This is a genomic window from Mesorhizobium sp. B2-3-12, assembly GCF_006442205.1.
In the GTDB taxonomy this organism is placed as follows: domain Bacteria; phylum Pseudomonadota; class Alphaproteobacteria; order Rhizobiales; family Rhizobiaceae; genus Mesorhizobium.
Genome location: NZ_VFVR01000004.1, coordinates 311,764 through 326,116 on the forward strand (window position 1 = coordinate 311,764; position 14,353 = coordinate 326,116).

Annotated in this window: 12 protein-coding genes; 4 read left to right on the forward strand and 8 right to left on the reverse strand. The window is 64.5% G+C overall.

Annotated features, from left to right (window positions below; translation table 11 throughout):
• The 8 genes from FJ948_RS14860 to FJ948_RS14895 all read right to left on the reverse strand — a co-directional run bounded on the left by FJ948_RS14860 (position 1) and on the right by FJ948_RS14895 (position 10,186).
• Positions 1 to 1,065 (reverse strand): ABC transporter permease, encoded by a 1,065-nt coding sequence (locus tag FJ948_RS14860; RefSeq protein WP_140705602.1) that lies wholly within the window; start codon positions 1,063 to 1,065, stop codon positions 1 to 3.
• Entirely contained in the window at positions 1,065 to 2,633 is a 1,569-nt protein-coding gene (locus FJ948_RS14865; protein ID WP_140705604.1) for a sugar ABC transporter ATP-binding protein, read from the reverse strand. The genes FJ948_RS14860 and FJ948_RS14865 overlap by 1 nt, the downstream gene beginning before the upstream one ends.
• Positions 2,630 to 3,292: a DUF2291 family protein gene (locus FJ948_RS14870; RefSeq protein ID WP_140705606.1), complete on the reverse strand. Its 663-nt coding sequence runs from the start codon at positions 3,290 to 3,292 to the stop codon at positions 2,630 to 2,632. The genes FJ948_RS14865 and FJ948_RS14870 overlap by 4 nt, the downstream gene beginning before the upstream one ends.
• Positions 3,293 to 3,437: 145 nt before the next feature.
• Positions 3,438 to 4,379, reverse strand: a complete 942-nt coding sequence (locus FJ948_RS14875) for a D-ribose ABC transporter substrate-binding protein (protein WP_015318943.1) — start codon at positions 4,377 to 4,379, stop codon at positions 3,438 to 3,440.
• A gap of 268 nt (positions 4,380 to 4,647) precedes the next feature.
• Positions 4,648 to 5,475 (reverse strand): phosphogluconate dehydrogenase C-terminal domain-containing protein, encoded by an 828-nt coding sequence (locus tag FJ948_RS14880; RefSeq protein WP_140705607.1) that lies wholly within the window; start codon positions 5,473 to 5,475, stop codon positions 4,648 to 4,650.
• Positions 5,476 to 5,582: 107 nt separating this feature from the next.
• Entirely contained in the window at positions 5,583 to 6,617 is a 1,035-nt protein-coding gene (locus FJ948_RS14885; protein WP_140705608.1) for an ABC transporter permease, read from the reverse strand.
• Complete coding sequence (locus FJ948_RS14890; RefSeq protein WP_140705609.1) at positions 6,614 to 9,088, reverse strand: ATP-binding cassette domain-containing protein; 2,475 nt, start codon at positions 9,086 to 9,088, stop codon at positions 6,614 to 6,616. Before FJ948_RS14890 ends, FJ948_RS14885 begins: the two co-directional genes overlap by 4 nt.
• Positions 9,089 to 9,163: 75 nt before the next feature.
• Positions 9,164 to 10,186, reverse strand: coding sequence for an ABC transporter substrate-binding protein (locus FJ948_RS14895; protein WP_140705611.1), 1,023 nt, complete (start codon positions 10,184 to 10,186; stop codon positions 9,164 to 9,166).
• 345 nt (positions 10,187 to 10,531) lie between these two features.
• Between FJ948_RS14895 and nanR the strand changes: the two genes are divergently transcribed.
• From nanR to FJ948_RS14915, 4 genes are all read left to right on the forward strand, one after another.
• Positions 10,532 to 11,245 carry a transcriptional regulator NanR gene (gene nanR, locus FJ948_RS14900; RefSeq protein ID WP_140705612.1) on the forward strand — a complete coding sequence of 238 codons (714 nt, stop codon included), beginning with the start codon at positions 10,532 to 10,534 and terminating at the stop codon, positions 11,243 to 11,245.
• A 103-nt stretch (positions 11,246 to 11,348) separates the two neighbouring features.
• Positions 11,349 to 12,614: a ribulose-bisphosphate carboxylase large subunit family protein gene (locus tag FJ948_RS14905; protein WP_348642974.1), complete on the forward strand. Its 1,266-nt coding sequence runs from the start codon at positions 11,349 to 11,351 to the stop codon at positions 12,612 to 12,614.
• A gap of 38 nt (positions 12,615 to 12,652) precedes the next feature.
• A complete protein-coding gene (locus FJ948_RS14910; protein ID WP_140705614.1) occupies positions 12,653 to 13,498 on the forward strand; it encodes a phosphogluconate dehydrogenase C-terminal domain-containing protein in 846 nt (281 codons plus the stop codon).
• 54 nt (positions 13,499 to 13,552) lie between these two features.
• The gene (locus FJ948_RS14915; RefSeq protein ID WP_140705615.1) at positions 13,553 to 14,353 is read left to right on the forward strand and encodes a TIM barrel protein; all 801 of its coding nucleotides are present in this window, start codon (positions 13,553 to 13,555) and stop codon (positions 14,351 to 14,353) included.

Here is a 14,353-nt window from a genome sequence, read left to right on the forward strand (position 1 = left end):
TCAACCCGCCTTTGCCATCTGCATCAGGGTAACACGCTGCTGCAGCCGGCGCTGCGCCTGGTCGACGACGACGGCGACGATGATGACCAGGCCTTTGATCACCATCTGCCAGAAGGAACTGACGCCCATCATCACCAGGCCGTCCGACAGGATACCGATGACGAAGGCGCCGACGATGGTGCCGCCGATCGTGCCGCGCCCGCCAGACATCGAGGTGCCGCCGAGCACCGCCGCGGCGATGGCGTTCAATTCGAAGCTTTCGCCGGTCGCCGGATGCGAGGCCATCAGCTCCGACGAGATGATCAGGCCGACGATCGCCGCGCAGAAGCCGGAGAACATGTAGACGAACATCTTGACCATGTTGACGCGCACGCCCGAGATGCGCGCCGCGCGCTCATTGCCGCCGACGGCGAAGATGTGGCGGCCAAGCGGCGTGTAGCGGGCGAGATAGGCAGCCCCCAGCGCCACCACGATCAGGATCCAGATCGACACCGGCAGGCCGAGCAGCCGGCCGGCGCCGAGGAAGCCGAAGCCGGTGGTGCCGAGTTCCGGCTTGCCGACCAGGTTGGGGAAGGTGCGGCCGTCGGAGGACAGCAGCGCGAAACCGCGCGCCACATAGAGTACGCCGAGCGTGGCGATGAAGGGCGCGACGTTGAGCCTGGTGATCAGCAGGCCGTTGACCGCGCCGATCGCTATGCCGACCAGAAGCGTGATCAGGGCAATCTCGACCACGTTGAAATAGACGGTGTACCCCATCTGCAGGTCGATGCCGTTGAGCACGAGATAGCCGGCCACCATGCCGCACAGGCCGACGATCGAGCCGACCGAAAGGTCGATGCCGCCGGTGATGATGACGAAGGTCATGCCCATGGCGAGGAAGGCGTTGAGCGCGACGTGCTTGGCCATAAGGATCAGATTGGCGGCCGACAGGAAGTTGGGCGCCGCGATCGAGAAGAACACCAGCACGGCAATCAGCGCGATGAAAGTCCGGAGCTTCATCAACGTCAGCAGCGCGGAGCCGCCGGAGGCGGAGGGAGCGGCCGCCTTGGCCGGAATGTCAGTCATCAGCGTTGCTCTCCATGTACGGGGGCAAGATGTACGGGGGCAAGATGTCCCGGTCCGTGACCCAGCGCCGACGCCGCGACGATCGCCGCTTCCGTCGCTTCGGCGCGGTCGAACATGCCGGTCAGCCTGCCGTTGCTCATCACCGCGATGCGGTCGGACAGCGCCATCACCTCGTCGAGATCGGAGGTGGCGAACAGGATGCCGAGCCCGTCGCGCGACAGCTTGCGCATGGTGCGGAAGACGTCGGCCTTGGCGCCGACATCGATGCCCCGGCTGGGCTCATCCATCAACAGCACTTTCGGTCCGGTGAGCAGCGCCTTGCCGATCACCACCTTCTGCTGGTTGCCGCCCGACAGCGACGAGACTTCCTGCGCCGGATCGGCGACCTTGATCGCCAGTTCCCGCACCATCCGCACGACGGCCTGCCGCTCGGCGGCGCCTCGGATATGGAACAGGCGCACGAAGCGCGACAGGCTCGCCAGCGTCAGATTGCTGGCGACCGAGAGGATCGATACCAACCCTTCGCGCTGGCGGTCCTCGGGGATCAATGCCAGCCCGCGCCGGATGCGTCGCGTCGTGTCGCGCTCCTTCACCAGCTTTCCGGCGATGAAGATCCTGCCGCTGGCATGGCCGTGACGGCCCATGATGCAGTCGAACAGCTCGCTGCGCCCGGCGCCCATCAGCCCGTATATGCCGAGGATTTCGCCGGCGCGCAGCGACAGCGAGACATGATCGACCGCCAGTCCGCCGGTGACGCGCGGCAGGCAGATCTCCTCGGCGCGGAAGATTTCCTCGCCGGGCTGATGCCCGTCGGCCTTGGCGAAATCCTTGGCGTCCGAGCCAATCATCTGCCGCACGATCCACTGCGTGTCGACGTTCTTCATCTCTTCCTGGCCGGTGATGCGGCCGTCGCGCAGCACGGTGATGTAATCGCCGATGCGGATCAGCTCTTCCAGCCGGTGCGAGATGTAGACAATGGCGACGCCGCGCGCCTTGAGGTCGGCGATCACCTTGAACAGGATCTCGACTTCCGCCGCGCTCAGCGCCGAGGTCGGCTCGTCCATGATCAGGATCTTGGCATCGAGCGAAACCGCCTTGGCGATCTCGACCAGTTGCTGCTGGCCGATCCGCAGATCCTCGACCAACATGTCGGGCCGGATACCGGCTTCGAGCCGGTCGAGAAATTCGCCCGCCCGCCTTTCCTGCGCCTTGCGGTCGATCTTGCCCAGCCGGTTGGTGATCTCGCGCGTGGCGAAGATGTTCTCGGCGACGGTCATGTTGCCGAACAGGTTCAACTCCTGGAACACCATGCCGATGCCCCGCGCCACCGCGTCTCCAGACGAGGAGAAGGAAACCGCCTCGCCTTCGAGCAGGATGCGGCCGGCGGTCGGCTGCTCGACGCCGGCGATGATCTTCATCAGCGTCGACTTGCCGGCACCGTTTTCGCCGACAAGCACGTTGACGGCACCCTTGCGAACCTCGAAGTTTGCCTGCTTGACCGCGACCGTGCCGGCATAGACCTTCGAGACATCCTCCAGCTTGAGGATGACATCGTGAGCGGGGCTCATGGCTTGGGCCCGATCTCGGCCTCCGCCGGCGTCACCAGCGGCAGGTCTTGGCCGCCTTCGATCGTGTAGGCGCCGAGCACCTTGGCGGTGCGGCCCTCGAGTGCCTCGCGCGGCAGTTTGGAGAGCACGGTCTTGCCGGCATAGGCGTTGAAGGCCTTGCCGAACTGGGCGAAGTCGATCTGGTTGGTGAAGTCGTTGAACTGGACGAAATCGAGGCTGTCGCGCAGCGCCGTGCCGCGCATCGCCGGCCCGATCTGGATGCGCGCATCGGCCTTGCCGTCGCCGTCGACGTCGATATCCATCGTGCCCGCGCGAGACTGCGTGTTGGCGGCGACGATCTTGCCCTCGACACGGACCGCGAAGGTCCATGGCGAGTTCGCCTGCTTCCTGGGATTGCCGTATTTGGCGCCGGCCGCCGCCGGATCGGTTTTCGCCAGCGCCTGGACCTCTGCGAACGGCCCGGCCTTCTGGTTGAGATAGGGTATGACCTTCGAGGCCCAGATGTCCTCGACCATCTTGTCCGGATTGAAGGCAGGCGCGCTGTTTTCGCTCTGCGCCACGGGCGTCGGCAGGATCTTGCAGCCGCCAAGGCCAAGGCCCGCGAGCGCGGCAAGCGTCAGCCAGCTAAAAGGGGTCTGCCAGGTCAATGTCTTCGGCATGGCGGTCAAAAGCACCCGGAACGTGAAGTCGCGCAATTCCAGGAAAAAATGTGGAACGGTTTTTCCGTCCGGAACCGCGTCAAAACAAAGAGTCAGGCGAGGGGCGAACCCGGAGGTCCACCCCTCGCAATCATATCGCGCCGGCTCAGTTCTTCAGCGCGAAGGTTTCGAGCTTGGCGGCATTGTCGCCGTTGATGAGCACGCAGTCCATCAGCTGCTTTTCCTTCTCTGGCGACTTCTTGTTCTTGATGAAGTCGTTGGCCTGCTCGACCGCCATCTGCGCCTGGGCGTAGGCCGGCTGCAGCACCGTCGCCTTGATGCCGCCGGAGGTGATGGAATCGCGCACGTCGTTCGAACCGTCGAAGCCGACGACGATGACGTCCTTGCGGTTCGCTGCCGCGAGCGCCGCATAAGCGCCCATCGCCATCGTGTCGTTGCCGGAGATGACGCCCTTGATGTCGGGATTGGCCTGCAGGATCGATTCCATCTTGGAATAGGCCTCGGTCTGGCTCCAGTTGGCCGACTGCTGCGCGACCATCTTCAGGTCCGGATAGTCGTCGATGACGTCGTGATAGCCCTTGGAGCGGATGCCGGCATTGGTGTCGGATTCCTTGCCGACCAGCTCGACGAAATTGCCCTTCTCGCCCATCAGCTTGACGAACTCCTGCGCGCCGAGCTGGGCGCCCTGGTAGTTGTTGGAGACGATCTGCGCCACCGCAACGCCGGTGGCGTTGATCTCGCGGTCGATCAGGAAGGACGGAATGCCGGCGTCCTTGGCCTTCTGCACGGCGGCGACGGTCGCGTCGGCGCCGGCATTGTCGAGGATGATCGCCTTGGCGCCGCGGCCGATCGCGGTGTCGATCAGTTCGGACTGCTTGTTGGCGTCGTCGTCATGCACCAGCACCAGCGCCTCGTAGCCGAGTTCCTTGGCCTTGGCCTCGGCGCCGACGGCTTCCGCCTTGAAGAACGGATTGTCGTGCGAGGGAGTGATGATGGCGATCAGGTCCGCCGCGTAGGCGGGCATCGCCGTGCCGAGTGCCAGCACGCCGGCGAAGGCGGCAAGCGTCATTCTGCGTGTCAGTTTCATGAAGTCCTCCCGTTGAAAAAATGCCTTGATCGATCAAGGCCGCTGTCTGCGTCTGAATTCGTCAGGCCGCGGAGAATGCGGACCACTTCGGCTCAAGCCGTCGATCGGCTTTTTCAGAGCCGATCAGCACTCCCGTTCCCCGCCATCCTCCACTCGTCCGGGCTTCGAACTCCTAGCGAAGCGTGCCCGATCCAAGCCAGCAACAACTTAGCCAACTGGTATAATGAGTCAACCACAAATTCAGGTGATATGTACCTGATGAGCTGGCTCAGGTGATCCGCTGAATGCTGGCCGCGATCTCTTCGGGCTCGAAGACGCGCTTCCAGTCGTCGCGCATCAGCACCGGCTTGCCGAATTCGATCGCCTTGTTGCAGGCGTCGGAGAACACGCCCTTGGTTTCGCCGAAGATGACGGCGCCGAGCACGTTCATGTGGCCGAGCAGAAAGTCGAGTGCCGCCTGCTGGTCGACACCGCGCGCCACCACCTCGTCGACCGCTTCCTTCATGACGACCAGCAGCGAGGCGCACACCGTTTCCGAAAGGCCGGGCTCGAGCAGCGCCATCTGTTCGACGGAAACGCGGTGCGAGCGCATCACCGGCGCCCAGATGATCTTGGCGATGGCCTCGCCCTTGGCGTAGTCGGCTTCCGGTCCCTGCATCAGCGCGCTGACCATGTGCTGCTTTGCCTTGACGCCGCCGAAATAGTCCTTCTTGGCCGCCATGTCGGTCTCGTCGTTGAAGATCGGCGGATGGCAGGGATGGGTGACGAAGTAGGTCAGGTCGGGACGGTCGGGCAGATGGCCGGCGAACGGTGCTGCCGCGTCGAGCACGATGACCATCGTGCCCGGCGCGAGCTTGCTCTCGATGCTGGTCGCGACCTTGCCGATATGGGTGTCCGGGACCGCCAGGATCACCACCTCGGCGCCTTTCAGCGCCTCGTCGGCGCTGACCGTGTCGAAGCCCAATCCGGTCTTCAGCCGCTCACGCCCGGCCTCGCTGACCTCGACATGGCGGATCGTGTAGGGCGAGCCGCGGAAATTGGTTGAAAGGCGGTAGCCCATTTTTCCGCCGGCACCGAACAGCGCGATCGTCGTCATCTAGCCCTTGCTCCCTGGTCCTGGACGATGGCATCGCCGATCGTCACCTTGTCTACTGGTATGATCACTCTACCATAAATTGGCAAGAGAAATCATCATCCATGGTGTCATTCCGGCCGGATCGCCACGGCATTTTGTTCGGGTTTCAGCGTGCCGTCGTCGCCTGCGCGATCGACGGCGGCTCGTCGCGACAGCACCTGCCGGCCTGCCAGCGCCAGGACGAAGATCACGACGATGCCTTGCACGATGTCCTGCGCGCCTGGCGGCAGGCCGACGATCTGCATGGTGGTGACGATCAGGATCAAAAGGATGCTTGCGAACAGTGTGCCCACGGCACTTGCCGAGCCGCCGAAGATCAGCGTGCCGCCCAGCACCACCGCGGCGATGGACTGCAGGAGATAGGGCTGGCCCATTTCGAGAAAGGCGCCGCCGATATAGGCGCCGAGCAGCAGCCCGTTGAGCGAAGCCAGCACCGACGAGATGATGAAGGCCGAGGCGATGACGCGGTTGTTGCGGATCGCCGCCAGCCGCGCGGCGGCTCGGTTCTGGCCGACCGCCGACAGCAATTGTCCGAACACAGTATAGCGCAGCACGAAGGCGGTCGCGGCCACGCCGACGATGGCGATGACGGCCATGACCGGCACGCCGGAGACACGGCCCGTCGCCAGCGTCTTCAACAGCGGGCTGACGGCAAAGCCGGATATGGCGCGGTTCGACAGCAGCGTTGCCGTCGCCAGCACATAGCCGGTCGCCAGCGTGGCGATGATGGCCGGTATGTTGAGCCCGACCACGAGCAGCGAGTTCAGCGCGCCGACGGCGAGGCCGAGCAGGATCGCCGCGCCGACGCCGATGGCGAGGTTGGCGTCCTGGCCCTTGATGGTGAGCAGCGCCACGAAGGCGCTGAGCGTAATGACCGAGGCCACCGAAAGGTCGATATTGCCACGCCCGGTGGTGACGACGAACATCTGGCCGATGCCGACGACGGTCAGGAACGAGGCCGACAGCATGATGCCCGACAGGCTGTTGAGGCTGAAGCGGTTGGTCACCACCGACAGCACCAGCCAAAGGACCAGCACGCCAATGGCCGACCAGACCCAGCGGTTCTTCTGCGCCCAGAGGCTGAAGGTGGCGAGGCCGTTCATTGTTCGCTCCTGCGGTCGGCGGTCAGGCTGCGCAGCGTCAGCAGGGCGATGAGCACCAGCCCTTGCGTCGCGGCGTTGAAGTCGCTGCTCACGTTCAGCGTGCCGAGCAGGGCGCCAATCAACGACAAGGTAACCGCGCCGGCGATGGCGCCGACCGGAGAGATGACGCCGCCGAGCAGCGAGCAGCCGCCCATCACCACGGCGGCGACGCTGAGCAGCGTGAACGAACTGCCGGAATTGATGTCGCTTGCCGTGTTGATCGCCGTCAGCGACAGGCCGGCGGCGGCCGCGAACAATCCGGCGACGAGGTAGCGCACCAGCGCATAGCGGGTCGGCGACCAGCCGGAGCGGACCATGGCGGTCGGATTGTTGCCGAAGCCGCGCAGCACCACGCCGAGCGGCAGCCGGTCGATCACCAACACCACCAGCGCGACCGCGGCGATGAGGATGATGGAGGTGGGCAGGAAGCCAAGCGACCAGTTGAACATGGCCGACAGCCATTCGGGGCTGGCGCCGCCGGGTGTCGGCTGCAAGGCGTAGCCCAGTCCCATCCAGATGAAGGAGGCGCCGAGCGTGACGACGATGGCCGGGATCTTGCGCGCCTGGATCAAGCCGCCAAGCCCGGCATAGGCGGCGACCGCCGCCGCCAGCGTCAGCGCGCCGAGCCATGGCTGATCGTAGAGCAGCGTGGCGGAGAGCACGCTGACCAGGCCGGCAAAGGCGCCGACACCGAGGTCGATCTCGCTGCCGCCGACGATGAACATCTGCGCCGCCGTCACCAGCACCAGCGACAGCGCCGGCATCAGGAGCAGGTCGATCCCGAAGATCGAGGCGACCGCCGGATTGGCCGAGATCATCACCGCCAGCACGGCGGCTAGACCGATGAAGGGAGCCGCGTTGACCAGCCCGCGGGCAAGTCCGGCACCGGTGGCACTTTTCCCGGAGCCGGCGCGCGTGTCTGCCTGCTGGGCGAAGGAGGCGCCAACGACGGCCGATTCCGTGATCGCCTCGCCGCTCAATTCCTTGACGATGCGTCCGCCCGAAAACACCAGCACGCGGTCGCAGGCCAAAAGCTCGGCGTCTTCGGTCGTGTGCCAGATCAGGGTGCGCCCGCCGCGCGCGATGTCGTTGCAGAGCCTGTAGAAATCCTGCTTGGTGGCGATGTCGACGCCGCGTGTCGGATCGTCGAGCAGCAGGATCGGCGTGTCGGCAACGAGCGCGCGGGCAACCAGCGCCTTCTGCTGGTTGCCGCCGCTGAGTTCGAGGATGTTGGAGCCGAAACGCTTGTCGTCGAGCCGCAGCCGGCCGGCCGCATCGGCCGCCGCCTCGCGGTTGGCGCGCTCCGAAACCAGGCCCAGTGCCGGACGGCGGGCAAGGCTGCCGATGCTGATGTTTCCAAGCACGCTCCACAGCGGGAACACGCCTTCCTTCTGGCGGTCGCCAGCGATGAAACCGGCGTCACCGCTCCTGGTCACCGCGGCACCCCTGGCGGTATCCGGCTCGAAGATGGTGTGCAGCAACTCCTTCTGGCCGCTGCCTTCGAGCCCTGCCAGCCCGATGATCTCGCCGCGGCCGATCGCAATGTCGTGGCCGAGCCCCGCTGTCAGGAATCCCGACAATCTGACCAGCGCCTCGCCCCTGCTGACGGCGGCGGCACTGTGCTGGTGGATCGAATTGGCGTCGCCGCCCATGAGTTGCACAAGTTGGCCGATCGAGGTGGTGGCGACATCGCCGCGCCAGGCGGTGCGGCCGTTGCGCAGCACCATCACCTGCGTGGCGATATCGATGATTTCCTGCAGCTTGTGGCTGATGAAGATGAAGGCGAGGCCGGATCTGGCCCGTTCGCGGATGAAGGCCCGCAACTGCCTGGAGCGGTCGAGGTCGAGCGAGGAGGTCGGCTCGTCGAGTACGATCAGCTTGACACCGGGCGTCGCGGCGGCGCGCGAGATCTCGACCATCTGCCGCTCGGCGATGGAGAGGTGGCCGACCTCGGCATTTACGTCGATGCCGTTGGCGGGAAAGACGGCGTCAAGCGCCGCGCGGGCGCGAGCCCGGTAGAGTGCGCGCCAGCCGGGCCGGTTGGCCGCCTCGCCCGGTGTCTCCAGGAAGAAGTTCTCGGCGACCGAAAGGTTGGCGCACAGCGACAGTTCCTGGTGCACCATGCGGATGCCGCGCCGTTGCGCCTCTGCCGTGTCGTAGTCAACGAAGCTCACATCCTGGCCGGCGAACGAGATCGAGCCCAGGGTCGGCGACGTTGCCCCGCACAGGATGCGCATCAGCGTCGACTTGCCGGCCCCGTTGCCGCCGACCAGGCCGATGATTTCGCCGGCCGAGACGGCGAGGTCGATCGCCGCATTCGCCAAGGTCGGCCCGAAACTCTTGGTGATCTTCGACAGCGAGACGACGTCCGACCGCGCGGCCGGCATCGTGGCGGCGGCATCTTCCGGGTCGGCTGCGGCAAGATGGGACATTCGTCCTCCGTTTCTGTACGGGCAAGGACCGGGCGCGGCCGTTTGGCGGCGCCCGGTCCTTGGGCATTCGCGACCTTACTTGGTGAGCAGGTTCTGCTTGACCCAGTCGAGCGAATAGCTGGGGCTGATGATCTGGCCGCCCGGCAGTTTCGCATACTCCTTGAGATTGCTGGCATCGACGGTCGCCACCGGCATGATCATCAGCTTCGGCGCCTTGCCGCCCTTGAGCAAGGAAAGGCCGAGCCAGAACGCCGCGCCGCCAATGCCCGGCGTGGTGTTCATCGAGACCGTCTGGTAGCCGTTTTTGGCATTCTCGTCGGCCCACCATTTGACGAAGTCGGTGCCGCCGCCGCCTTCGATGATCGGCATCTTGCCGGCATAGTCGCCGCCATACTGGACGAAGGCCTGGGCAATGCCGACATCGTCGCTGCCGCCCTGGCCGAGCACGGCGTCGACATGCGGCAGCGAGGGCAGCACGTTGGCGATCGCCGCCTGCGCGACCGAGGCTGTCGCTTGGCCGTAGACGGTGGCGACAACCTTGATGTCGGGATATTTCGCCAGCACCGACTGCTGCGCGTTGAACATGTCGTTGTCGGGCGCCGAGCCCTTCACACCGCGCACCTGGATGACGTTGCCCTTGCCGCCGATCATCTTGAAGACGGCCTCGGCCTGGGCCGCCTTGTAGCCCTTGAAGTCGAAGTTGAGCTGGTAGTTGCAGGGCGCCGAAGCAACCGAATCGAAGGACACGACTATAATGCCGGCCTTGCAGGCCTTTTCGATGATGCCGTTGACCGCGGTTTCCGAGGCGGCGTCGACGGCGAGCACGTCGACCTTCTTGAGGATCAGTTCGGCGATCTGGCTGTTCTGCTGCGCCACCGAGCCGTCACCGTTCATGACGATGTAGTCGGCGATCTGACCGGCCGCCTTGGCTTCCTTGGCCGAGGCCTCGAAAGCCTCCACCATCTGATGGCGCCAGGTGTTGCCGTAATAGGCGTTGGCGAGCGCGATCACCGGTTTGTCCGACGATGCCATCGCCGGCAAAACCGAAACACTGGCCAGCGCGGCGCCGGCAAGCGCCGTCACAATAGAAAACTTCATGTTGTCTCCTCCCAAAAAAACACCAGCCGACCCTGATCGGCCCGTCTGTCATTTCGTTATGGTGCCTCTTCCGAAGGACACCATACCATCTACATGTTATACCAGCATACCAAATAGGCAAGCCGGTCCGGAACCCATTTGATTGCGTCGACGGTAGCCAGGCGCGGCCCGCCGGTTCGTCTGTCTCATCCCTGGCCAGTCGGCCTACCCGTTTCGGCAATGACGTTGGGTCGCCGAAGGCTGGACGTTAGGTCATCATATATGTAATGTCAATGAATGGCGGGATTTTGCCTGTCGGTGCGACTCGGGATCGGGTATGCCTGGGAATGATCAGGAGAGATGCGGATGGAACCGGTCCAGAAGAAGAAGTTGTATGTCGAGGTGCTTGACCGGCTGATGGCGGCGATCTCGACGTCCGAATTTCCGCCCGGTTCCCAATTGCCGTCGGAAAAGGAACTGATGACGATGATCGGCGTCGGGCGCCCGTCGATCCGGGAAGCGATGCTGACGCTGCAGCAGATGGGGCTTATCCGGATTTCGCACGGCGAGCGTGCGCGCGTCATCAATCCGACGCCGGAGGTGATCGTCGATCAGGTCTCCGCGGCGATGGTGATGATGCTGGCAACGAATTCTCGCGGGCTGGAAGAACTAAAGGAAGTCAGGCTCTTGCTGGAAACCGGCCTGGTTCGGATAGCGACGCGGCGCGCCACGGCTAAGAGCCTGGAACGTCTTGCCGAGACCTTGCGCCACTTGCGCGACGCAAAGGGCGATCAGGCGCGATTTGTAACCGCCGACATGGAATTCCACGCCGTCATCGCGGAGATGAGCGGCAATTCGATGATCGCGGCCGTGGCCAAGGGCATGCTCGAATGGCTGTCCCGCTTCAAGCGCGATCTCGTGGCTGTGAAAGGCGCCGAGCGTCTGACCGTCGAGGAGCATGAACGGATCTACAAGGCGATCGCCAACGGCGATGCGGAAGGCGCGAGCGCCGCCATGGCCGACCACATCGGCCGCGCCAATGAACTCTATTCGAAACTGGCTGGTGGCGGCGGGGGCTGACAGCGTACAAAATTTTTTAACGAGGAAAACTCGTGTGATGACATGATATCTTTTTGGTGCTATCGCTCCCGCCATGAAGATCATTCCAGCCGGAACCTCTGCATTGACCGGTCGCCTCAGCGCCACTTATCTGATCGAAACCCGCTACCCGTTGGAGGCTGCCGCAACTGCGATGGCCGGCGAGCAATCGAGCGGGACGTTCCGCGCCATACCGGGGGAGACGCCAGAACTGCTGCGCAGGTTTGGGGCGCGTGTCGAATTCATCGAGGATATTGGCGAGGTCGAAGGTGAGGCGCTGCCGTTTTCGCGTGCGCCCAAAAATGCGACCTCCACCAGACCACGCCGGGCCAAAGTGGGTCTTTCCTGGAACATCGAGAATACGGGTACCGTGCTGGCTTCGGTCTGGTCGACGGTCCTCGGCAATCTGTTCGAGCTGCATCATTTTTCGGCCATGCGCCTGCTCGACGTCACCTTTCCCGACGCCTTCGCGGATGCCTATCCGGGCCCGGCCTTCGCCGTCGAAGGGACGCGTCGGCTGACTGGTGTCGAGGGGCGCCCGCTGATCGGCACGATCGTCAAGCCGAGCGTCGGCCTTTCGCCGGAAGAGACGGCACGGCTTGCCGATACGATGATCTCAGCCGGCCTCGACTTCATCAAGGACGACGAACTGATGGGAGACCCCCCGCATTCGCCGTTCGAGCAGCGGTTCGAGGCGGTCATGGCTGTCATCGACCGGCACGCCGACAGGACCGGGCGCAAGGTCATGTACGCGGCCAACATTTCCGGCGATATCGACCCCATGCGCCGTCAGCTGGATCTGATTGAGCGCCGTGGCGGCACCTGCGCCATGCTGGTCTTGAATTCCGTCGGCCTCTCGGGTGTCGTCGAGATGCGCCGCCATTCCACTGTCGCGCTGCACGGCCATCGGGCCGGCTGGGGCCTCTTCAGCCGGTCGCCGGATCTCGGCATGAGCTATCTCGCCTACCAGAAGTTCTGGCGCCTGGCCGGCATCGACCACATGCACGTCAACGGGCTGTCCAACAAATTCTGCGAGCCCGACGATTCGGTGATGGCCTCGGCCCATGCCTGCCTGACGCCGATGTTCGGCCGTGCCGACCGTCCCGATACGGTCATGCCGGTTTTTTCGTCCGGACAGACCGCGGTGCAGGCGGGCGAGACCTACGCAAGGCTCGGCTCGAACGACTTCATCTATTGCTGCGGCGGCGGGATCATGGCGCATCCCGGCGGGCCAGCCGCCGGCGTTCGAAGCCTGCGTGATGCTTTCGAAGCCGCGGCCGCCGGCATTCCCGCGCGCGACTATGCCGCCACGCATCCAGAACTCGAAGCCGCGCTGCTGACGTTCGGCTGAACCGGCGCCAACGGCGCGCCATCAACAGGGAGAAAAAAATGACGATATCCGTAGCCGTGCTGGGAGCAGGCGGAAAGATGGGCTTCCGCGTCACTGGCAAGCTGATCGGGGCGGGCTATGACGTGCGTGCCGTCGAGGTCGGCGAGCCGGGCCGCAAGCGTTTGGCTGAGGCCGGCATCGCCGCCGTCGCCATGGAGGAGGGCATTCCCGGCGCCAGGGTCGTGGTGATGGCCCTCCCGGACAACATCATCGGCCAGGTGACGCGCCAGATCTCGCCGATGCTGGCCAAGGGCACCATGATCCTCGTTCTGGATGCCGCCGCACCCTATGCCGGAGACCTGCCGAAGGACCGGCCTGATCTCACTTATTTCGTCGGCCACCCCTGCCATCCGCCCTTGTTCGGCGACGAGACGGAGTGGGCGGCGCGGCGCGACTATCATGGCGGCATCGCCAGGCAGTCGATCGTCTGCGCCCTGATGCAGGGCCCGGAGGAGCACTACGCGCTTGGCGAGGAGGTGTGCAAGGCGATGTGGTCGCCGATCATCGACAGCCATCGCGTGACGGTCGAGCAACTTGCGATCCTGGAACCAGGCCTCTCCGAAATGATCGCCATGCCTTTCGTCGACACCATGGTCGAGGCGGTCGAGGAGTGCGAGCGCGAATACGGCATTCCCAGGCAAGCCGCGCTCGATTTCCTGATCGGCCATCTGAATGTCGAGATCGCCATGTGGTTCGGCTTCTCGCCGAAAGTGCCGTCGGATGCTGCGCTGCGCCTGATGCGGTTCGCCAAGGGCGTCGTGGTTCGTGACGATTGGCGCGAGGCGCTCTCGCCGGCCAAGGTCAAGGAAGCCTCCGAATTGATCGTCTACGGCAAGGGAGCCTGAGCCCTGCCTTCGCGGATTATATCGGTATCGACCGCGCTCTTCGACGGCTATTCCATGGACTTGGCCGTCGAGGAGATTGCGGCGGCGGGTGCTGCCCATGTCGAGCCGGCCTTTATCAGCGGCTATGTCGATTTCGATGAGGGCATGTTTGCCGAAGCGAATGGCCTCAAGCTGCGCCGGACGGCGCAAAATGCCGGGCTTGGCATCAATGCCGTGTCGGCCCATCTCGACCTGTCGGGCCCCGATGCAATCGAGGCCTTGTCCCGACGCATCGGCTTTGCCGCCGGTCTTGGCGCATCCTTCCTGATTACCAACGCCGGCCCGGCGGTGAACCGGGCTGCTATCCGCGCGACGATCGAGGCCGTTCTGCCGAGGCTGGAACAGGCCGATATCGTTCTGGCGCTCGAAAACCCTGGACATGGCAGCGGCGATCTGCTCGGCAGCGCGCGATCGGGGGCCGGCTTCGTCGGGGAAATCGGATCGCGGCACGTCCGCCTGAACCACGACGCCGGCAACATTTTCACCTACAGCGGCGAGACGATGCAGCCGGCAGAAGACATCGCCGATGCCATCGACATGTTCGGCCATGCTCATCTGAAAGATGCCGTCAGCAGCGGGGCGGGATGGGAGTTCTGCGCCATCGGCGACGGCTCTGTCGACTATGCATCCTACTGGGCGATGCTGCCCGCCACGCTGCCGGTCAGCGTCGAACTGCCCTTGCGACTGAAGCGCCCGGGCCGCCGCGACCCCCAGCGCGGAAGTGCACCCGTCGATATCGCCATTATTCGGAACGCGCTCAAGCGTTCGCTGAACTTCGTCAACTCGCTGGAGGCCGCGGCGAATGGCGTGGTTTGA

Coding starts and splice junctions, on each gene's coding strand:
- FJ948_RS14915 (WP_140705615.1), top strand. CDS start 13,553: ATGGACTTGGCCGTCGAGGAGATTGCGGCGGCGGGTGCTGCCCATGTC.
- FJ948_RS14860 (WP_140705602.1), bottom strand. CDS start 1,065: ATGACTGACATTCCGGCCAAGGCGGCCGCTCCCTCCGCCTCCGGCGGC.
- FJ948_RS14885 (WP_140705608.1), bottom strand. CDS start 6,617: ATGAACGGCCTCGCCACCTTCAGCCTCTGGGCGCAGAAGAACCGCTGG.
- FJ948_RS14895 (WP_140705611.1), bottom strand. CDS start 10,186: ATGAAGTTTTCTATTGTGACGGCGCTTGCCGGCGCCGCGCTGGCCAGT.
- FJ948_RS14865 (WP_140705604.1), bottom strand. CDS start 2,633: ATGAGCCCCGCTCACGATGTCATCCTCAAGCTGGAGGATGTCTCGAAG.
- FJ948_RS14890 (WP_140705609.1), bottom strand. CDS start 9,088: ATGTCCCATCTTGCCGCAGCCGACCCGGAAGATGCCGCCGCCACGATG.
- FJ948_RS14880 (WP_140705607.1), bottom strand. CDS start 5,475: ATGACGACGATCGCGCTGTTCGGTGCCGGCGGAAAAATGGGCTACCGC.
- FJ948_RS14870 (WP_140705606.1), bottom strand. CDS start 3,292: ATGCCGAAGACATTGACCTGGCAGACCCCTTTTAGCTGGCTGACGCTT.
- nanR (WP_140705612.1), top strand. CDS start 10,532: ATGGAACCGGTCCAGAAGAAGAAGTTGTATGTCGAGGTGCTTGACCGG.
- FJ948_RS14910 (WP_140705614.1), top strand. CDS start 12,653: ATGACGATATCCGTAGCCGTGCTGGGAGCAGGCGGAAAGATGGGCTTC.
- FJ948_RS14875 (WP_015318943.1), bottom strand. CDS start 4,379: ATGAAACTGACACGCAGAATGACGCTTGCCGCCTTCGCCGGCGTGCTG.